The organism is Tardiphaga sp. GW821-FHT12E02, from assembly GCF_058807155.1.
In genome coordinates this window covers 5,072,441-5,093,102 of record NZ_JBXAQK010000001.1, presented here as the reverse complement: position 1 = coordinate 5,093,102, position 20,662 = coordinate 5,072,441, and the positions used below count along the sequence as shown (strand labels likewise).

Here is a 20,662-nt window from a genome sequence, read left to right as displayed (position 1 = left end):
GATAGCGAGAGATCTGGGCTTTTGACCAACATCTGGGAAATCGGAACTGATATCGGCGGCACGTTCACCGATATCATCGCCATCCGCCGCGATACGGCGGAAGTGCGTATTGCCAAAGTGCCGTCGCGGCCGCAGGCGCCGGTGCAGGCCATGCTTGAAGCCATCGAAGCCGTGGGTCTGCAGAAGAGCGAGGTGAAGCGCTTTATTCACGGCACCACGCGCATCACCAATGCCATCGTCGAGGAGCGGTTGCCGAAAGTGGCGCTGGTGGCCACGCGCGGCTTCGAGGATGTGCTGGATATTTCGCGCTATCGCCGCCGCGATCTCTATCGCCTGGATGTCGTGCCGAAGCCGAAGGCGATCGTGCCGCGCGAGCTGTGCTTCGCGCTGGACGAGCGCCTCGACCACGAAGGCAACGTTCTGGCACCGCTGGGCCACGCCGAGATCGAGCGGTTGATCGCGTGGCTGAAGGCCGCCGACGTCCAGAGCGTCGCCGTCTCGCTGCTGCATGCCTATGCCAATCCCGTTCACGAGCAGATGCTCGGCGAGCGCATCCGGCGATTTGTGCCGCACGTCTCGCTGTCACACGAGATCAATCCCGAAGCCCGCGAATATGAGCGGACGTCGTCCACGGTATTCAACGCCGCGGCGATGCCGATTGCCGTCGAATATCTGACCGAGCTCGAGGAGCGCCTCCCGATCGGCTCCGGCCTGCAGGTGTTTCACTCCGCCGGCGCGATGATCCCCATCGCCGCGGTCAAGCGCCGTCCGCTGGTGATGGCGATGTCCGGTCCCGCTGCCGGCGTCGCCGCATCGGTCAGTATCGCGCGCCAGTTGGACAAGCCGCGCGTCCTGACTTTCGACATGGGCGGCACCACCACCGATGTCTGCCTGATCGTCGACGGTCAGGCCGAAATGACGGACGGCAAGCTGCTCGGTGATCGTCCGTTGCGCCAGCCGATGCTGGCGGTGCATTCCATCGGCGCAGGCGGCGGCTCCATCGTCAAGTTCGGCTCCGGCGGCCTCAGCGTCGGTCCGGAAAGCGCCGGCTCCGAACCTGGCCCGGCCTGCTACGGCCGTGGCGGCACCCGCCCGACCATCACGGATGCCAATGCGCTGCTCGGCTACCTCAATCCCGAGACCAAACTCGGCGACCGTATCGGCATCGACCTCGATGCCGCCGCGCGTGTCATCATGCCGATCGCGGATGGTCTTGGTCTCGGCCTGAAGGAAACCGCCCTCGGCATCATCCGCGTCGCCAATGCCACCATGGCGCGGGCGCTGCGCCGCGTCACTGTGGAGCGCGGCATCGATGGCCGCGACTGCACGCTGCTCGCCTTCGGCGGCGGTGGCCCGATGCATGCCGCGGGGCTCGCCGATCTCTACGGGATTACGGAAATCGTGGTGCCCGCCGCCTCCAGCGCGTTCTCGGCGCTCGGCTGCCTCACTGCGGATTTCAGCTTCCTGCAGCAGCAGACGCTGCGCGTCGCACTCGATGGTATCGATCTCGCGAAAGTCGGCGAGCGCATCGACGGCATGGTCGAACAGGCGCTGGACCCGCTGCTCGCCAATGGCATCGCGCGCGACACTATCGAGGTCGATCTCGTCGCCCTGATGCGTTACGCCGCGCAGGCCGATGCGATCCCGGTGCCGTTCACGCGGCCGCTCGATCCAGCCTATTTGCGCAATGCGTTTCTCAAGAAGCACCGAGAACTCTACGGCTACGCCACCGAGGAAAGCTGCGTCATCGAATCCATCCGCGTGCAGGCGCGCCAGCCGTCGACCACCACGGTCGGTCGTCCCGGCACGGTCGCCAAGGCCGTCACGCCCGTCGCGCGCACATGTTCGTTCGACGGTGCGCTCGATGTGATGACCGATATCATCGACCGCAGCACCATGGCGTCAACCATCAGCGGTCCTGCGATCATCGAGGATGCCTGGTCCACCGTCGTCGTGCCGCCCGGCTGGCAGGCGGCGCCGGATGCCAGCGGCAATCTCTATCTCACGAAGGTGGCATCATGACGCTGGATCCGTTTGCCGTCGAAGTGATCCGTCATGGCCTCTCGGCTGCGGCGGAGGAGATGAGTCTGGTGATGACGCGTTCGGCGCGCTCGCCGCTGCTGCGCGAGGCCGGCGATCTGTCCTCGGCCATCACCGATGCGCAGGGCGAACTGGTCGGGCAGGGGCGCGACATTCCGGTCCATCTCGGCGCCATGGCCTATACGGTGCGCGAATTGCTCAAGGTCGTGCCGGCATCGACGCTGAAGCAGGGCGATGTGCTCATCTACAATCTTGGCGCGCTCGGCGGCAATCACCTCAATGACGTCAAGGTGGTGCGTCCGGTGTTCGTCGATGGCGACATCGTCGCCTTCGCGGTCAGCCTCGCGCATTGGCCCGATATCGGCGGCACCTGGCCCGGCAGCTATCTCGCCAAGGCGATCGATACGTTCCAGGAAGCGCTGCGCATTCCGCCGATCCGCGTTGCCACGGCGGCGGGCGTCAGCGATGACATCGTCCAGTTCCTGAAGGTCAATGTCCGCGACCCCGAATCCTGCGAAGGCGACCTGCTCGGCCAGATCGCCTGCACGCTGGCGGGCGAGAAGCGCATCGTCGAGCTCTGCAGCAAGCACGGCAAGGATATGTTCGTCGCCACGCTGTCGCGGCTGCACGATCTCTCCGAAGCCGAGATGCGTGAGGCGATCCTCGCGCTGCCCGATGGCACTTATGAAGGCGAGGACTTTCTTGATGACGGTGGCCCCCATGACGAGCCGGCCCGCGTCCATGTGAAGATCGTCATCAAGGGCGACGAAGCGACCTTCGATCTCTCGGGCAGTTGCGACCGCGTCTCGAACTTCTGCAACACCACATCCTTCATTGCGCGCTCCGCAGTCGCCTATTCGGCCCGCATCATGAGCGGGCGTGACATGCAGCAGAATGGCGGCGCACTGCGCCCGCTCACCATCATCACCCGGCCTGGCTCGATCTTCGATCCTGGCCTCACTGCACCCGTGGCCGCCGGCAATCACGAGACGTCGCTGCGCATCGTCGATGCGATCTTCCTCGCGATGAAGGACGTCATCCCGGAGCGTCTGTCTGCGGGCGGCGCAACCACCTCGGGGATGCTGTCATTCTCCGAGCCGCGCGCCGATGGATCGTGGAAGATGCTTTATGAGGTCCATGCCGGCGGTGAGGGCGCGCGCCATGATCGCCATGGCTGCTCGGCGACGCGCGTGCATCTGACCAATACGTCGAACACCCCGGCCGAGGTCATCGAGGCTAACTACAACATCCGCGTCGAGAAACAGGCCATCCGCTGGGGTTCCGGCGGCGGCGGCAAATATCACGGCGGCGACGGCGTCGTGCGCAGCTATCGCGTGCTGGCGCCGAGCATGCATCTGACAAGCTGCGTCGAGCGCAAGCTGATCCCGCCATTCGGGCTGAGCGGCGGCGAGCCCGGCAAGGGCGGTCGTCTGACGCTGCTGCGCGATGGCGTCACCACCGATCTCGACGGCAAGCTCAATCTTGTCCTGCAACGGGACGATGTCATCACCGTCGAGATGTGCGGTGGCGGCGGTTTCGGTACGGCGGTCTGAGGAGAGAACCATGAGCAGACTGCTACGCACCGGACTCAATGCCGGCGACAGCGCCCCGCTCACCGTGGTCGGCGGCGAGGGCGTGTATTTCCATCTCAAGGATGGTCGCAAGCTCATCGACGGCAGCAATACCGGCGGCGGCCTCGGCCATCGCCATCCCCGCATGGTGGAAGCGATCCGCAATGCCGCCGATACGCCGGTCGTCAACGAAGGCTGGACATGGATCGGCCGCGAACAGGCCGCCGACGATCTGATGGATACCGCCTTTGCAGGCGAGGACTGGGTCGGCGGCGTGCGCTTCTGCATCTCCGGCAGCGAAGCCAATGACATGGCGCTGTCACTGTGCCAGGCGCTGACGCAAAAGTCCGCGCTGGCGACGCGTGAGCGCGCCTATCACGGCATCGTCGGCCTGTCGCGCAGCATGACCGTGCAGCCGCACTGGCATGGCGGCCTTGCGGTGCAGGCCGGTGGCTCGCGCCTCCCGGCACCGATGGCGCCGGTGAAGATTCTTCCGGCACCGGATGGTGCGATCTATGGCTCGTTGCCGGACAATCGGCCGGTCGCGGCGCGTCTTGCCGAAGCGACGGACACACTCAGCGGCACCGCCGCCACCATCATCGACTACACCCAGGGTGGCAATTATTACGACGGCACCTATCAGGACGAAGTCGCACGCCATGCGGCGGCGGCGGAGTCGATCTGGATCGCTGACGAGGTCGTCACCGGCGCCGGCCGTGCCGGTCGCTGGTTCGCGTTTCAGGGAGCGGCGAGCCGGCCGGATATCGTGACCCTCGGCAAGTCGCTTGGTGGCGGCGCTGCGGCGGTGGCCGCGGTGGTCGTCTCGAAACGGATCGTGGAGATGCTCAAGGGATCGAGCTGGCAGAATTACGGCACGCTGCGCGGTCATCCCATCAGCATGGCGGCCGTCAGCGCCTATCTGAAAGTGGTGACCGAAGAAGACATCCTGGCGCGTGTCCGCACGATGGAGGGGGTCTTCCGCAAGCGCCTGCTCGAGATTGCGCGCAGCCATCCGAGCGTCAGCCGCGTCGCCGGGCAGGGCCTGCACTGGACCGTCGAGCTGCACGGGCCGGACTGGCGCAACTGGGCCGGGGATACCACGGAAACTCCGATCGCCTCGCGTGTCGCTGCATTGGCCATGGAGGCCGGCGCGGTGATCGGCACCAGCGGGGAGCAGACCTCACTATTCCTCGCCCCGCCCCTGATCATCAGCGAACAGGACGCCGAGCGGCTTTTGGCTGCGCTCGATCATGGCCTCGATCTTGCGGATCGGGAGCATGAACGATCGAGGCTGCATCATTGACGAGATTGCTGGAAAGGATGCCATGACTGACGCATCGCCGTTTTGGCCTTCCGGTGAGCCTCGTGAATTGCCGATGCCGGACGGCATCCTGTATGACGCGCTGTCGCGCGCGGCGCGGGATCGTCCTGATCATCCGGCAACGGTCTTCTATGACGGCGTGCTGGGTTATGCGGAACTGCTGCGGCAGGTCGATGCGCTGGCAGGCTACCTGCAGCACAGATGCGGCGTGCGAGCCGGCGACCGCGTTCTGGTCGCGCTGCAGAACTCGCCGCAATATGTGATTGCCTATCACGCGGTGATGCGCGCCGACGCCATCGTCGTGCCCATCAATCCGATGAACAAGGCTGCAGAGGTCAGCTACATGGCGACCGATAGCGGCGCCAGGGTGGCGATCGCCGGCAGCGAACTTGCCGAGGTTTTCACGCCGCTTCTTGCGGTTGATCTCGATGTGGTGATTGCTGCGCGCTATCGTGACTACCTGCCGGATCAGACGCCGTATGCGCTGCCGGCCTGCGTGACGCAGGATATTGCCATCCCGAACGCGCCGGGCTGGCACGAGTGGACGCATGTCATTGCAGCAGGAGAGCAACCTGCGCCGATGACGGCAGGTCCTGATGATATGTGCCTCTTTCCCTATACGTCCGGTACCACAGGCAAGCCGAAAGCCTGCATGCACACGCATCGCAGCGTGCTGTTCACGGCCGTATTGCAAGCGCGCTGGTATGGCATGGGGAAGGACGATGTCATGACCGCGTTCATGCCGCTGTTTCATGTGGCCGGCATGCAGGGATCGATGAATTCAGCCATCGTTGCGGGGGCCTCGCTGGTGATCACGGCGAGATGGGACAAGGAAATGATCCCGCCGCTGTTCGCGCGATACGGGGTCACGTTCTGGAACGCGGCGCCGACCATGATCGTGGACGTGTTGGCGAGCCCGAATTTCCGCGATGACTGCTTCGCACGGTTGAAGGTCATCACCGGCGGCGGAGCGGCGATGCCCGTCGCTGTCGCCGAACGGCTCAAATCGCGTTTCGGTCTCGATTTCGTCGAGGGCTATGGCATGACCGAAACCATGTCGCCGACCCATATCAATCCAATGGCCGCGCCAAAACGGCAGTGTCTCGGCATCGCCGTGCATGAAACGGACGCGCGGGTGATCGATCCGGATACATGCGTGGAGCTCGGTGTGGGCGAGACCGGCGAGATCATCGTCAGCGGTCCGCAGGTGCTGCGCGGCTACTGGGACAGGCCGGAGGCCGATGCGTCCACCTTCATCACGATCGGGCATCGGCGCTTCCTCCGCACGGGCGACCTCGGCTATCGCGATGCCGACGGCTATTTCTTCGCCGTCGATCGGCTCAAGCGCATGATCAATGTCAGCGGGTTCAAGGTCTGGCCGGCTGAAGTGGAGGCCACCATGTACGGCCATCCAGCAATCCGGGAATGCTGCGTCATCTCCGCGCCGGACGGCTATCGCGGGGAAACCGTGAAAGCGGTGATCGCATTGCACGACGGTGCAAAAGGTTCGGTCACGCCCGAGGATATCGTGGCCTGGGGCCGCCAGACGATGGCGAGCTACAAGGCGCCACGTGCGATCACGTTCGTCGAGAGCCTGCCACGCTCCGAAAGCAACAAGATCAGTTGGCGGCTTCTGCAGGACGCCGAATGGAGCTGACGTTGACAGACGATCCGTCTCGCACGAATTCGCGACGGTGCCTGGGAGAACCGAGACCGTATGACCAATGCAAACTGACCGGATTTGTGCGTCGAGGCTTAAATCGAGGCAGTGATTGCCTGTTAAAGCGCATTGACCTCGTTCCCACGTGCCTTCCAAATGCACAGTGCTTCGGGAAGATCACATGACGTTGAGTTTTGACTTCGCGGCCTGCAGCGGGCCGCAACGTTACAAGTTGCTGACGGGTCTGGTGGTGCCGCGCCCGATCGCATTGATCACGACGATGTCGCCGGAGGGCGTCGTCAATGCCGCACCGTTTTCGTTCTTCAACGTGTTCTCCGAAAATCCGCCGCTGGTGGTCGTCGGGCTGCAGGCGAAGCCCGATGGCGCCGTGAAAGACACGACGCGCAATGTGCGGGCGACCGGACACTTCGTTGTCCACATGGTCGATGAAGCATTTTCCGCTGACATGGCCCACTGTTCGATCGGTTTTCCGGCTGAGATCGGCGAACCGGACGCGTTGAATCTTGCATTGGCCGATGGTGTTCACGGACCGGTGCCGTATCTTGCCGGAGCGCCCGTGGCGCTCGAATGTCGCCAGGTCACGATGATGAATTTTGGCGCGGAGCGGGATCTGCTGGTTGGTGAAATTCTCGGCCTGCATGTTCGCGATGGCGTGGTTGACCCTGAAACGTTGCGGACAAACTATGAGGCCTATTGGCCGATCGGTCGCATTGGCGGCAACGTCTATGTGCGGATGGGCGACCGGTTCGAACTGAATGTGCCGAGCCTGGAGGCATGGCAGAGTGTGCGTGGGTAGAAAGTGCCCGATGCGTCACGATCATCTTGAAGATCATCACGGAGAAGCAGCGCGATGCGCGTGATCAATGTCGCAGCCGCCCAACTCGGGCCGATCCAGCGTGCCGAGGGGCGCGAGGTTGTCGTGAAGCGCATGCTTGCGCTGATGGACGAGGCGAAGAGCAAAGGCGCCGACCTCATCGTCTATCCCGAACTGGCTCTCACAACCTTCTTTCCGCGCTGGTATGTCGAGGATCAGGCGGAGGTTGATCTCTGGTTCGAACGCGACATGCCGAATGAAGCGGTTCAGCCACTGTTTGCGCGTGCCGCCGAATATCAGATGGCGATGAATTTCGGCTATGCGGAACTGACGCCGGATGGTCATCACTTCAACACCAGCATTCTCACCGATCGCACCGGGAAGATTGTCGGCAAATATCGCAAGATCCATCTGCCCGGCCATTCCGAATTCGATCCCGAGCGCGATTTCCAGCATCTGGAAAAGCGCTATTTCGAGCCCGGCGATCTCGGCTTTCCGGTCTGGCGCACGCTGGATGGGATTTTCGGCATGGCGGTCTGTAACGACCGACGCTGGCCGGAGACCTATCGTGTCATGGCCCTGCAGGGCGTCGAGATGGTGCTGATCGGCTATAACACGCCGTCTTTCAACTCGCAGAAGGGCAGCGAGGGGCCGGAGAAGCGGCTGTTCCACAACCGCCTGGCCGTGCAGGCCGGCGCCTATCAGAATTCATGCTGGGTGGTGTCGGTGGCCAAGGCCGGCGATGAGGATGGCTTTCCGCTGATCGGCGGCAGCCTGATCGTCAATCCGGATGGCGAGGTCGTCATCGAGGCAAAGACCGACGGTGATGAGTTGCTCGTTCATCCATGCGACCTCGACGACACCGTGTTCGGGAAAAAGACGATCTTCGATTTCGCCCGTCATCGGCGTATCGAGCACTATGGTCGCATCACCAGCCAGACCGGCGTGATCCTGCCGCCGGAAACGTGATGTGAATGGCTTCCGGCATGCACGACATCGGCCGGGGATCGCGTCGGCCGGCGATCAACTCGCCGCGAATTGCACCGCGCCGACCGCCATGGTGACGGCTGCCTGGGTTGGATCGATCACGGGGATGCCGAGCGCGTCTTCCAGCGGCTTGCGATGTCGCGCCATGCCGGCGCAACCCATCACAATGGCACCGGCGCCGTCCTCGTCCTTCAGCGCACGCCCGACGGCGATCATCTTGAGCAGCGTGCCGTCCCCCGATGCGGTCTCCGCAACGGTCATGTTGAGCGGGCGTTCGGCGGCAAGGCGATCCATCAATCCCATCTGCCGCAGGTACCGCAAGTGACGGTTGATCGAGCGCTGCGCGATGGCAATGACACCAAAACGATCGGCGCGGGTCAGCGCGGTGAGCACGCCGCATTCGGCGATACCGAATACCGGGCGCGTCGTCGCCTCGCGGCAGACATGCAGCCCGGGATCGCTGTAGCAGGCGATCACGAAGGCGGCGGAAGTCGTATCGCGCGCGATCAGCTGTTGCAGCGGCATCGCGACGCGCTCGACATCGGCCTGGCTCTCCACGCCGAATGGTCCTTCTTCCAGGGTCTCGCAAATAATCTCGGGCCCGGTCGGGAAGTCGAGCGGTTTCAGCGCATCGGCGAATCCTGCGGTCACGATACGGTTGGAGTTCGGGTTGATGACGAGGATGCGCGGTCGAGGCATTTCAATGCGTCCTGTATTGACGGATCCCAGAAAGGAGCAAAAATTATGCCGTGGGTGAAGACGATGATGTCACGCATCCGGCGCACAGACACGCGGCAAGAGAAATGTCGTCCATATGTGCTCAGCATCGATAGTCACGGAGACAGCCATGACCGCCCCCGTATTTGACCTCATCATTCGCGGCGGACGTGTCGCCACCACCACCGACGTCTTCGAAGCGGATATCGGTATTTCAGGCGAAACAATCGCTGCGATCGGGCGCGGGCTGACTGGCGCCAAGCGCGAGATCGATGCGCGCGGCAAATTCGTGCTGCCGGGCGGCGTGGATACCCACTGCCATATCGAGCAGCTCTCGGCTGCCGGCATTGTCAATGCCGATACGTTCGAAAGTGCGACCACCTCGGCGGCTTTCGGCGGCACGACGTCCGTGATCTCCTTCGCTGCCCAGCATATTGGCATGCATTTGCCTCAGGTGCTCGAGGACTATCATGCACTGGCCCGCAAGGGTGCAGTGATCGACTATGCCTTTCACATGATCATTGCGGATCCGACCAAGGAGACGCTGGAGCGCGATCTGCCGGCCTTGATCAAGCAGGGGCATGGTTCGATCAAGATCTTCATGACCTATGACCGGCTGAAGATCGACGACGAGCAGCTCCTCGATATTTTGATGGCGGCCCGCGAGGGTGGTGCGATGTTCTGCGCCCATGCGGAGAATCACGGCATCATCTCCTGGATGGTGAAACGGTTGCTGGCACGCGGCTACACCGATCCAAAGTTTCACGCCACCAGCCATGCCCGGTTCTCCGAAGCGGAGGCGATCAACCGGCTCATCGGCCTCGCGGCACTGGTGGATCAGCCGATCATGATCTTCCACGTCTCGACTGCCGAGGGCGCAAAGGTGATACGGCAAGCGCGGGGCGAGGGGCTCAAGGTCTTCGCTGAAACCTGCCCGCAATATCTGTTCATGACGGCCGAGGATCTCGACAAGCCCGGCATCGAGGGCGCGAAATGGATGTGCAGCCCGCCACAGCGTACATCCGCCGATCAGGAAGCACTGTGGCAGGCCTTGTCGCTAGGCGATCTGCAGACGATCTCGTCCGACCATGCGCCCTATCGTTTCGATGACACAGGCAAGCTGCGCGCCGGGCCCAATCCTAATTTCAAGCAGATCGCGAATGGTCTGCCGGGGCTCGAGCTGCGCCTGCCATTGCTGTTCGATGCGATGGTGTCGAAGGGTAAGCTCGGACTGGAGAAGTTCGTCGAGCTTACGGCGACGGCGCCGGCCAAGATCTACAACCTGCATCCGCGCAAGGGATCGATTGCGGTCGGCGCCGACGCCGATATTGCAATCTGGGATCCGGAGCGCCGCGTCACCGTGAGCGATGACATGATGCACGACCTCACAGGCTACACGCCATTTGCCGGACGCACTTTGCAAGGCTGGCCGGTGACCGTGCTGTCGCGTGGCCGCGTCATTGTTGATGATGGCAAGCGATCGGCAGAGCCGGGTTGCGGCCGTTTCCTGCCGCGGAGTGGTGGCGAGGCTGCCAGGCCGACGGGACGGCTGGTCGCGGATATGAATCCTGAGCTGAATTTCGGCGCCAAACTGCTGTGACCGCATCGCATATCAAAGAAGGAAACGGTCGATGCTCATGCACGGCGCTGGTTGCGGAGATGTAAATCCATGCATGTCCTGATCTTTGGCGGCACGGGCTTCGTAGGCCTGAATATTGCGGACAGATTGCTCGACGGCGGGCACAGCGTGACCTTGTTCGACCGCGCTCCGTTGCCGGCAGCGGCACAACGTGCCTTTGCTGCGCATCGGGAACGATTGCACGTCGTCGAAGCGGATGTCACCGATCGTGCAGCCGTGGCCGCTGTGATCAGCAGCCAGGTCGATGCGCTGTTGCTCGGCGCAGCGATCACCGCAGGCACCGCGCGTGATGCTTCCGATCCGGGCAGCATCCTGCAGGTCAATCTGGCCGCGCAGGTGCCGATCCTGGAACTGGCGCGGGATGCCGGGGTGAAGCGGATCATCAACCTGTCTTCCGCGGCGGCCTATGGCGCCAGTGGCCAGCGCTTTGCCGTGCTGGATGAAGAGACGCCATGCGATCCGGTCGCACTCTATCCCATCACCAAATTTGCGTCCGAGCGCGTTGCGGCCCGGCTTGCCGATCTCTGGCAGATGGACATCATCAGCGTGCGCCTGTCCGGTGTGTTCGGGCCGTGGGAACGGGCCGGCGGTGTGCGCGACACGCCATCGCCGCAAGCCCTGATCATGGCTTGCTGTGCCGAGCAGCGTGCGGCCCTGCTGAGCGATGCGGGCGAAAAAGACTGGGTCTATGCGCTCGATGTGGCGGCCGCCGTGCAGCTCCTGCTGGAGGCGGAGCGGCCGCGTCATGATCTCTACAATATTTCAAGCGGAATGACCTACACCGCGGAGGCCTGGGGTGAGGCATTCGCCACTCTGAATCCCGGCTTTACATGCAGGCTCGCGGGGACGGGCGAAGCACCAACGGTCATGGTGCATGGGCCGATACGTGCGCCGCTCTCGGTGCGGCGTCTCGAAGACGAATTTAATTGGCACGCGAGCTTCGACTGCGCTGCATCGGCCGATCATCTGAGCCGTTGGCTGCGCGAACATGGTGGAGTGGCATGAAATGAAACTGGCTGGGCAGGTTGCGATCGTCACCGGTGCCGGATCGGGTATCGGTCGGGCCAGTGCGCTGCTGTTTGCGGGCGAAGGCGCCTATGTCGCCATTGTCGATCGTGATGCGGTCGGCGCCGAGGAGACGCTCGCGACATTGCGGGCGGCGGGAGGTGGTGGCAAGATTTATGTCGGCGATGTCGGCGACGCGGGGTTTGCGACGGCGACTGTCGATGCCATCGTCGCGGGTCATGGGCGCATCGATGTCCTGATGACGGCGGCGGGTTTCTCTTGCGGCGGCACGGTAGTCACCACCGATCCCGCGGATTGGGACGCGGTGTTCCGCGCCAATGTCGGCGGCACCTGGCTTTGGGCCCGTGGGGCGGTGCCGGTGATGCAGCGTCAGGGGAAGGGGGCAATCATCACGCTGGCCTCGCAACTCGCCGTCGCGGGGGGCCGGGGCAATACCGCCTATATCGCCGCAAAGGGCGCCATCGTCAGCCTGACCCGCACCATGGCAGTGGACTTCGCGCCCGATGGCATCCGTGTCAATGCGATTGCGCCAGGCGCGATCGATACGCCAATGCTCCGCCGCAGCTTTGCGCGCCATGCAGATCCCGAACCTGTGCGAGAAACCTCGCGTCTGCGCCATGCCATGAAACGCTTCGGTCAAGCCGAGGAAGTGGCCGAGGCGGCGCTCTATCTGGCCGGTGACGGATCGTCCTTTGTGACCGGCATTGTATTGCCGGTCGATGGCGGCTGGCTCGCTGCGTGATCAGGACAGCGCAGGCTTGCGCTCGCGCGCCGGCCCGTTTTTTCCGCGCAGGATCTGCGCAAGCGCCGCGGCATTGTGTGAGAGCGGCTCGAAGCGGGGCGTAAGAAGATAGGCCTTCATAGCAGTTCGCGGGGTGAGAGGCCGTGAGACCAGATCGGGCCAGGCATGGCCACGCAGCACGAATTCATCCACAACGGCGATGCCTGCACCGGATCGGACCATGGCACAGGCATCGGGTGTAAAGCGCACCACCGTCGCGATGCGGACGGGCTCGGTGCTTGTCGCCAGTGCTTCGGTGACGATGTGGCCGTAAGGCGTCTGGCCACCGAAGCCGATCAGTGGATAGGGCGCAAGCTCGCGGGCGCGAATGCTCCGTTGTTTGGCGAGCGGATGATCCGACGGCATGACCACATTCAACGATCCTTCGGCGATGACCTCGACATCGACGGTCGGCTCGTCGACCGGGAGCACCGAGATGCCCAGATCTGCACGCGCAGTGGCGACCCGACTGATAATCTCCAGCAGGGTCAGTGTTTCAAACTCCACCTTGAGATCGGGGAAGCGTCGGCGCAGTCTGGCGATCGCATCGGGCACCATGCTGTGGCCGGCGCTCGGGCTTGCCACGACCCGGACCGAGCCGATGCCATGGGCGCGCAATTCATCGGCGAGATCGTTGATACGCAGAACGCCGCGATGCACCTCGTCCACTTCGACGAATAGTCGTCGCGCCTCCGGCGTTGGCTGAATGCGGCCGCGGACCCGCTCGAACAACTGCAGTTTCAGTCCATCCTCGGTGTAAGCGAGCAGGCGGCTGATGGCCGGCTGGGATACGGACAGCAATCGCGCCGCACCGCTGATCGAGCCCGTCATCATGATGGCGCGAAATACTTCAATCTGCCGCAAGTTTAGGCGCATGTGCATTTACCGGTGCGAAAAGGAGGCGAGATCCCGCGTCTGACCTGCTGCCAGCCCCCATAACGACTGATTATGGCCGCAGGACAAATTAGCATACTTGGTTCTGATCTTGCTTTGCTAGTCTTCGACGTGTCGGTTTGAGCGAAGTGGAGAAAGCGTGAGCGATTGTTTCCGTCGGGCGCAGTGGTATCTGCTGCATCAAGACAAATCCTCAGCCGCCGCTTGCTGTGTGCGGAGTCCTCGCTGTGAGGATTGTGTGTGATGGATGGTCTCGCTGCACATTCTGAGCTTGTTCGATCCGACCTCGCCAAGACGGCTCATCCGTCAATGCCGTGGCTGACGCCGGTATCCGCGCCGGACGGTACAACGGCGCTCGACGTTTTGATCGTCGGTGCCGGACAGTCGGGGCTTGCCATCGCATTTGCTCTCAGGCGTTCGCAGGTGACGAACATTCGCGTCATCGACAAGGCCGAGGAAGGTCGTGAAGGTCCGTGGCTCACTTACGCGCGGATGCCGACGCTGCGCAGCCCGAAGGATTATACCGGCCCCGACCTGGATATTCCTTCGCTGACCTATCAGTCATGGCATGAGGCCAAATACGGCACCGACAGCTGGCGTGATCTCAATCTGATCCCACGCGAACACTGGGCGGATTACCTGCTGTGGTATCGCCGCGTGCTCGATCTGCCGGTGCGCAACGGATGCGAGGTGATCGACATCGCGCCGGCCGATCATGGCCTGCTCGCCGTGACGTTGCGCACCGGACACGGCGAGGAACGCATTCATGCACGCAAGGTGGTGCTCGCCACCGGTCAGGAAGGCATGGGTGACTGGAGCATTCCGGCGCCGCTGCGTCATCTGTCGGCCGAGCGCTGCGTGCACTCCGCGGCATCCATCGACTTCGCAAGCCTGCGCGGCCGGCGCGTCGCGGTGATCGGTGCTGGCGCTTCGGCATTCGACAATGCCGCGACTGCGCTCGAACATGGCGCCGCCGCCGTTCACCTGCTTTGTCGCCGCACCGCCATCCAGCTGGTCCAGCCCTATCGCTGGCTGACATTCCGCGGATTCCTGCGCCACTTCTCGGATCTCGATGATGCATGGCGCTGGCGCTTCATGCGCGCCATTCTGGAAATGCGCGAGGCTTTTCCGCAGCCGACCTATGACCGCTGCGCGCGTCACGCTGCCTTTGATCTGCAGGAGGGTGTGCAGATCGAGGGCGCACGCGAGACGCCGGACGGCGTTGTGCTGCAGACGTCGCGTGGTGAGTGTGTTGCGGATCTCGTTGTCTGTGGCACCGGTATCGAAATGGATTTTCGCGGGCGGGCGGAACTTCAGCACTGCGCCCACAATATTGCGCGCTGGGCAGATCGATACCAGCCGCCCGGAGATGAGCAGAGCGCACGGTTGGCGCAATTTCCCTATCTCGCCGACGACTATGCATTCTGCGAGCGCGTGGCGGGCCAGACGCCGTGGATACGCGACATCCACCTCTTCGCGATTGCGTCCACGATGAGCTTCGGGCCGTCGGGATCGTCGATCAATGCCATGACCACAGCGGTACCAAAGCTGGTGCACGGTTTGACACGCGGCCTGTTTCGCGCCGATATCGACAGGCACTGGGCCTCGTTCAGCGCCTACGATGTTCCTCAGGCGGTCGTGCGGCAAGCGGGTGCGACCGATGCGTGAGATCCGCATGATTGCCGCATGCGATACACGGCATTTCTGCGACATGCGTCGGGATGTTGGCATGTCTATTGCTTCGATATTTGAGACTGCAGCTGCTGCCGAGATATAAACAAACGGGGACATCGTTGATGAGCATTGTGCATTCGAAGCGTGTGTGGATCGCGGCAACGTGCCTGGCCTTTGCGGTCGCAAGTAGCGCCCCATCCGCGCATGCGCAGACCCGTGCTGAAACGCTGCGGTATTTGACCGGCGCCGCAGTCAATACGCTCGATCCTAACATTCCAGGCTCGACCCGCGAAGCGTTCGCGGTTAGCCTGTCGACCTACGATCGTCTCGTGTCATTCGGTCGCAAGCAGATGAACGGCAAATGGGTGTTCGATCTCGACACCATTCGCGGCGAACTCGCGGAATCCTTTGATGTCAGTCCGGACGGTCTGAAGATCACGTTCAAGCTGCGCAAGGACGCCAAATTCCAGGACGGCTCTCCGGTGACTGCGGAGGATGTCAAATGGTCGCTGGATCGGGTGGTCACTGCCAAGGTTCTCGGAAAGGCGCAGTTGCTGACGGGGTCGATGACCGATGCGAGCCAGTTCAAGGTGATCGATCCGCTGACCATCGAAGTCACGCTGCCGCAGCCGGACAAGCTGGCATTGCCGAACCTGGCCACCGTGTATCCGATCATCATCAACTCGAAGCTCGCCAAGGCCCATGTCACGGAGGATGATCCGTGGGCAGAAAAGTGGCTGAAGGAAAACACCGCGGGCAGCGGTGCCTATGTGATCGAGCAGTTCAAGCCGGGCGAGCAGGTCATCCTGAAGCGTAACGATGCCTGGAACCGCGGGCCGGATGGCAAGCAGGCCTTCTTCAAGCGGCTGATCGTGCAGTCGGTGCCGGAGCCTGCGACCCGCGCAAGCCTGGTGGAGAAGGGGGATGCCGATATCGTCATCGATCTCCAGGCCAGCGATGCACAGGCGCTCGAGGCCAAAGGCAAGCTGCAGGTGATCTCGACGCCGCAATACAATGCGATCACCTTCATCTCGATGAACAATCAGATGCCGCCATTCGACAAGCCGGATGTGCGCCGTGCGATCGCCTATGCATTGCCGTATGACGATATGTTCAAGGCGGCGCTGTTCGGACGCGGCCTGCTGCTGGCCGGCGCGACCTGGGCCGACGGCAAGCCGCCGAGCGGCGCATTCCCGATCCCGCAGCCGATCAAGCTCGATCTCGACAAGGCGAAGGCTTACCTCAAGGCGGCCGGCTATCCGGACGGGTTCTCGACGACCTTCAGCTTCAATGTCGGCCAGTCGGCGACGGCCGAGCCGATGGCTGCGCTGCTCAAGGAGTCGCTCGGCAAGATCGGCATCAAGGTCGATATCCAGAAGCTGCCGGATGCGCAGATGTCGACGCAGATCACCGAAAAGAAGGTGCCGTTCTTCGCGGAGGGCATCGTCGCGTGGCTACCGTCCACCGACTATTTTTACCGGAATTTCTACACCGGCAATCAGCGCTGGAATTACTCCTCCATCGACAATCCGGACCTGACTGCGCTGGCGCAGAAGGCCCGTTTTGAAGCCGACAAGGCGAAATATGAGGACGATGGCAAGAAGCTCAATGCGATGAACTTCGATCTCATGCCGCAGATCCCGCTGTGGCAGCCCAGCCAGGATGCGGTGATGGCGTCGAACATCACAGGCTACACCTATCAATTCCATCGCCAGGTCGATTATCGCGACCTCAGCCGGAAATGAACGTGATCCGGCTTCGGCACACCGCGAGCCGCCGTCTGACGGCGGCCCGCATTCCGGCAAACAGCGGCCGTGGTGACAACCATCGATGCAGTCCTGGCGATCGCGGGTGCCTGACATGATGCTGCTGGTCTCGACAGCAAGACGCGCGATCATGCGCTTTGCGTCGTCGCTGCCCGCGCTGTTTGGCGTGCTTGTTCTGACCTTCCTGCTGATGCGGGTGTTGCCGGGCGATCCCGCAGTCTTCTTCGCGTCCGGCCCCAATTCGGGCAAGGAGGAGATCGAGACCATCCGCAAGCAGATGGGGCTCGATAAACCGGTACCGACCCAGCTCGTGCTCTATCTGTATGATGTCGGCCGCGGCAATCTCGGCCGTTCGCTGATGACGGGGCAGGCTGTCACCAAGGACCTGCGCGAGCGCCTGCCGGCCTCGCTCGAACTCACATTCTCCGCGCTACTCCTTGCGTTGATCTTTGCCATCCCGCTTGGCGTGATCGCGGCGTTGCGACCGGGATCGTTGATTGATCATGGTGTCCGGCTGTTCTGTGCGCTCGGGGTTTGCGTGCCAACCTTTGTCTCCGGCCTGCTGCTGATCTACATTTTCTACTACCTTCTCGGTGTATCTCCGGACCCCACCGGGCGCGTCGATATCTTCACGAGCCTGCCGCCCGCGCATTCGAGTTTCCTGCTGATCGATTTCGCAATCGCTGGAGACTGGAGCGGCTGGTGGGCAGCATTCAAGCAGTTGATCCTGCCAGCCTGCACCATGGCACTCTTCGTCATCGCCCCGTTGGCGCGGATCACGCGCGCCTCGATGCTGGCCTCGCTGGGCAGCGATTTCGTACGCACGGCGCGCTCGGTCGGCCTGTCGTGGTGGCGCATCATCGTCACCTATGCGCTGCGCAATGCCATCCTGCCCGTCATCACCATCGCCGGCATCGTGTTCTCGACCATGCTCGGTGCCAATGTGCTGGTGGAGAAAGTGTTTTCGTGGCCGGGCGTCGCGTCCTACGCCCTCGATGCGCTGCTGTCGTCGGACTATGCGCCGGTGCAGGGCTTCGTGCTGCTGATGGCCTCGGTTTTTGTCATCGTCAATCTCGTCGTTGACGTGCTCTACGGCATCGCAGACCCCAGGATTTCCATCGGATGAGCAGTGCCACCCTCCAGCACGCCGCCTTCATCCTGCGCGGCAACCCGGTCACCGGCCTCGCGGCCTTCGGCGCGGCGGTGCTGATCTTCGTCGGCATCTTCGGGCCGTGGATCGTGCCCTATGATCCCATCGCGTCAAACGTCCAGAACGCCTTGATGCCACCCAGTGCCGCGCATTGGGCCGGCACGGACCAGCTTGGGCGTGACGTCTTCAGCCGGATCATCGTGGCTGCGCAGCTCGATCTTGCGATCGCAGTTTCTGCCGTCGGCATCTCCTTCGCGATTGGCGCCGTTGTCGGTGCGCTCTGTGGCTATATCGGCGGCCGGCTCGACCGCTTCGTCGGACGCTTCGTCGACGTGCTGATGGCATTCCCGCTCTTCGTCCTGGCCATGGCCATGGTCGCTGCACTCGGTAACAGGGTCGAGAATATCGTGATCGCGACCGCGATCATCAACCTGCCGTTCTATGTTCGCTTCGCGCGGGCGGAGGTGAATGTTCGACGTAACCTTGGCTGGGTGGAAGCCGCGCGTGCTTGTGGTGACAGTCACGTCTCCGTTGTCCTGCGCTTCCTTCTGCCCAATGTGCTGCCAGCCATGGTGGTGCAGATGTCGCTCAATCTCGGCTGGGCGATCATCAACGCTGCCGGCCTGTCGTTCATCGGCCTCGGCGTTAAACCGCCGACCCCGGAATGGGGGATCATGGTTGCCGAAGGCGCCCGTTTCATTTCCACCGGCAAATGGTGGCTCGTCGCTTATCCCGGCCTGGCGCTGATGCTGGCTGTGCTCTGCTTCAACCTGCTCGGTGACGGGTTGCGGGATATCCTCGATCCGAGACAGCGTACCTGATGATGACGAACAAGCCGCTGCTGGATATCGACAATCTCAGTGTGACCTTTTCCACCCGTCATGGACCGGTCGAGGCGGTGCGGGGCATTTCGCTGTCGCTCGCCGAAGGTGAGACGCTGGGCATCGTCGGCGAAAGCGGATCCGGCAAGTCTGTGACAGGCTTTGCGATCACGCGTCTGCTGGAACGGTCCGGCCGGATTGCGCAGGGGCGGATCACGTTCCGGGATCGCGACATTACCCGGCTGACCGCCTCTGGCCTGCGCGAGATGCATGGCGCCGCGATGGCCATGATCTTCCAGAACCCGCGCGGGGCGCTGAATCCGATCCGTGCCATCGGCCAGCAGATCGCCGATGCCATTCTCGCGCAGCGCAGGATCTCGGCGAGCGAGGCACGCGCGCAGGCACTCGAACTCCTCAAAGCTGTCAAGATCAGGGATCCCGAAAAGCGGATGACCGCTTATCCGCACGAACTCTCGGGCGGCATGTGCCAGCGCGTGATGATCGCGATGGCAATCTCGAGCAACCCGGCGCTGCTGATCGCCGACGAGCCGACGACCGGCCTCGATGTCACCACGCAGAAAGTGGTGATGGACCTGCTCGCCAGCATTGCTGCAGAGCGGGGCATGGCGATCATCCTGATCACGCATGATCTGGGCCTCGCTGCGCGTTACTGCCGCCGCGTGGTGGTGATGGAGAAGGGCAAGCTTGTCGAGCAGGCCGATGCGCTCGCTCTGTTTCATGCGCCGCAGCATCCCTATACGAAGCGTCTGGTGGCCGCATCGCCGACCGCGAGTTCACGGGTCGAGGACCTCGTCGCCGACGATGACCGGCTCGCGACGCCGACGGTTCAAGTCCCGCCGCAGATCAGATCACCCGCTGGCACGCCGCCATTGCTCGAGGTCGTCAAGCTGGTGAAGCGCTTCGATGACGGTACCGTCGGGGTCGCAGATTTCTCGATGGCCATCACGCCTGGCGAGAGCGTCGGGCTGGTCGGTGAATCCGGATCCGGAAAGAGCACGACATCGCGCATGATCTGCCGTCTGCTCGACCAGAGCGAGGGGACGATCAATTTCAACGGCGAATCCATCAGCCGGATTTCTGCGCGCGACTTCCATTCCGCGCCTCAGCGCCGCGAGATCCAGATTGTCTTCCAGGATCCGAACGACAGCCTCAATCCGCGCTACACGGCCTTCGACTGCATCGCGCATCCGCTGATCCGGTTGCTCGGCATGCGCAATGGCGCAGAACTACGGCAGCGCGTCGGCGAATGCGCCTATCGTGTCGGCTTGCCAGCCGAACTGCTGCAGCGCTTTCCGCATCAGTTGTCGGGTGGCCAGAAGGCACGGATCGGCATTGCACGCGCGATCGCTTGTCGACCGAAGCTGCTGGTGCTGGACGAGCCGACCGCAGCACTCGACGTTTCGGTGCAGGCAGTGGTACTGCAACTGCTCGACCGGCTGCGGCGCGAAGACAATCTCGCTTTTCTGTTTGTCAGCCACGACCTCAACGTTATCCGCATGATGTGCCAACGCACCATCGTGTTGCGCAATGGCGCGATCGTCGAGCAGGGCGAGAGCCATGCATTGTTCACCAATCCGCAGACGGACTATACGCGCGAACTGGTCGCGGCCGTGCCGCATATCGAGGCCCCGCAAGAGCTCCTGAAGGCATGAAGTTGTGCGGTGGCGATGGGCATAACGCATGATTATAGGCGTCGGATAATTTGGTATTATCCGTATGGATGGTTCGGGATTAGGGTTCTGTTCGACGTGAACGACCG

Annotated in this window: 16 protein-coding genes; 14 read left to right on the top strand and 2 right to left on the bottom strand. The window is 62.8% G+C overall.

The window, feature by feature from the left end; translation table 11 throughout:
• Positions 1-21: 21 nt before the first annotated feature.
• The 6 genes from AC1RQ5_RS24130 (at position 22) to AC1RQ5_RS24105 (ending at position 8,396) form a co-directional block, all read left to right on the top strand.
• Positions 22-2,022 carry a hydantoinase/oxoprolinase family protein gene (locus AC1RQ5_RS24130; RefSeq protein ID WP_493202338.1) on the top strand — a complete coding sequence of 667 codons (2,001 nt, stop codon included), beginning with the start codon at positions 22-24 and terminating at the stop codon, positions 2,020-2,022.
• Positions 2,019-3,593 (top strand): hydantoinase B/oxoprolinase family protein, encoded by a 1,575-nt coding sequence (locus tag AC1RQ5_RS24125; protein WP_493202337.1) that lies wholly within the window; start codon positions 2,019-2,021, stop codon positions 3,591-3,593. Before AC1RQ5_RS24130 ends, AC1RQ5_RS24125 begins: the two co-directional genes overlap by 4 nt.
• Positions 3,594-3,603: 10 nt before the next feature.
• Positions 3,604-4,914, top strand: coding sequence for an aminotransferase class III-fold pyridoxal phosphate-dependent enzyme (locus AC1RQ5_RS24120; RefSeq protein WP_493202335.1), 1,311 nt, complete (start codon positions 3,604-3,606; stop codon positions 4,912-4,914).
• 22 nt (positions 4,915-4,936) lie between these two features.
• Complete coding sequence (locus AC1RQ5_RS24115; RefSeq protein ID WP_493202334.1) at positions 4,937-6,589, top strand: long-chain-fatty-acid--CoA ligase; 1,653 nt, start codon at positions 4,937-4,939, stop codon at positions 6,587-6,589.
• A gap of 184 nt (positions 6,590-6,773) precedes the next feature.
• On the top strand, positions 6,774-7,409 hold the full coding sequence (locus AC1RQ5_RS24110) for a flavin reductase family protein (RefSeq protein ID WP_493202332.1): 636 nt from the start codon (positions 6,774-6,776) through the stop codon (positions 7,407-7,409).
• Between the two features lie 54 nt (positions 7,410-7,463).
• Positions 7,464-8,396 carry an N-carbamoyl-D-amino-acid hydrolase gene (locus AC1RQ5_RS24105; RefSeq protein WP_398479287.1) on the top strand — a complete coding sequence of 311 codons (933 nt, stop codon included), beginning with the start codon at positions 7,464-7,466 and terminating at the stop codon, positions 8,394-8,396.
• Between the two features lie 54 nt (positions 8,397-8,450).
• Here AC1RQ5_RS24105 and AC1RQ5_RS24100 read toward each other — a convergent pair whose 3' ends face one another.
• On the bottom strand, positions 8,451-9,113 hold the full coding sequence (locus AC1RQ5_RS24100) for an aspartate/glutamate racemase family protein (protein ID WP_493202330.1): 663 nt from the start codon (positions 9,111-9,113) through the stop codon (positions 8,451-8,453).
• A gap of 148 nt (positions 9,114-9,261) precedes the next feature.
• Between AC1RQ5_RS24100 and hydA the strand changes: the two genes are divergently transcribed.
• From hydA to AC1RQ5_RS24085, 3 genes are all read left to right on the top strand, one after another.
• Positions 9,262-10,731, top strand: a complete 1,470-nt coding sequence (gene hydA, locus AC1RQ5_RS24095) for a dihydropyrimidinase (protein WP_493202329.1) — start codon at positions 9,262-9,264, stop codon at positions 10,729-10,731.
• A gap of 69 nt (positions 10,732-10,800) precedes the next feature.
• Positions 10,801-11,775 (top strand): NAD-dependent epimerase/dehydratase family protein, encoded by a 975-nt coding sequence (locus AC1RQ5_RS24090; protein ID WP_493202327.1) that lies wholly within the window; start codon positions 10,801-10,803, stop codon positions 11,773-11,775.
• Between the two features lies 1 nt (position 11,776).
• On the top strand, positions 11,777-12,538 hold the full coding sequence (locus AC1RQ5_RS24085) for an SDR family oxidoreductase (protein WP_493202326.1): 762 nt from the start codon (positions 11,777-11,779) through the stop codon (positions 12,536-12,538).
• On the opposite strand, the gene AC1RQ5_RS24080 is transcribed toward AC1RQ5_RS24085, so the two are convergent.
• Positions 12,539-13,453 (bottom strand): LysR family transcriptional regulator, encoded by a 915-nt coding sequence (locus AC1RQ5_RS24080; protein WP_493202324.1) that lies wholly within the window; start codon positions 13,451-13,453, stop codon positions 12,539-12,541.
• A 261-nt stretch (positions 13,454-13,714) separates the two neighbouring features.
• Between AC1RQ5_RS24080 and AC1RQ5_RS24075 the strand changes: the two genes are divergently transcribed.
• The 5 genes from AC1RQ5_RS24075 (at position 13,715) to nikE (ending at position 20,555) form a co-directional block, all read left to right on the top strand.
• Positions 13,715-15,139, top strand: coding sequence for an NAD(P)-binding domain-containing protein (locus AC1RQ5_RS24075; RefSeq protein WP_493202323.1), 1,425 nt, complete (start codon positions 13,715-13,717; stop codon positions 15,137-15,139).
• Positions 15,140-15,267: 128 nt separating this feature from the next.
• A complete protein-coding gene (locus tag AC1RQ5_RS24070) occupies positions 15,268-16,890 on the top strand; it encodes an ABC transporter substrate-binding protein (RefSeq protein ID WP_493202321.1) in 1,623 nt (540 codons plus the stop codon).
• Between the two features lie 115 nt (positions 16,891-17,005).
• On the top strand, positions 17,006-18,037 hold the full coding sequence (locus AC1RQ5_RS24065) for an ABC transporter permease (protein ID WP_398479303.1): 1,032 nt from the start codon (positions 17,006-17,008) through the stop codon (positions 18,035-18,037).
• Entirely contained in the window at positions 18,034-18,882 is an 849-nt protein-coding gene (locus AC1RQ5_RS24060; RefSeq protein ID WP_493202319.1) for an ABC transporter permease, read from the top strand. The genes AC1RQ5_RS24065 and AC1RQ5_RS24060 overlap by 4 nt, the downstream gene beginning before the upstream one ends.
• The gene (gene nikE, locus AC1RQ5_RS24055) at positions 18,882-20,555 is read left to right on the top strand and encodes a nickel ABC transporter ATP-binding protein NikE (RefSeq protein ID WP_493202317.1); all 1,674 of its coding nucleotides are present in this window, start codon (positions 18,882-18,884) and stop codon (positions 20,553-20,555) included. The genes AC1RQ5_RS24060 and nikE overlap by 1 nt, the downstream gene beginning before the upstream one ends.
• Positions 20,556-20,662 lie beyond the last annotated feature (107 nt).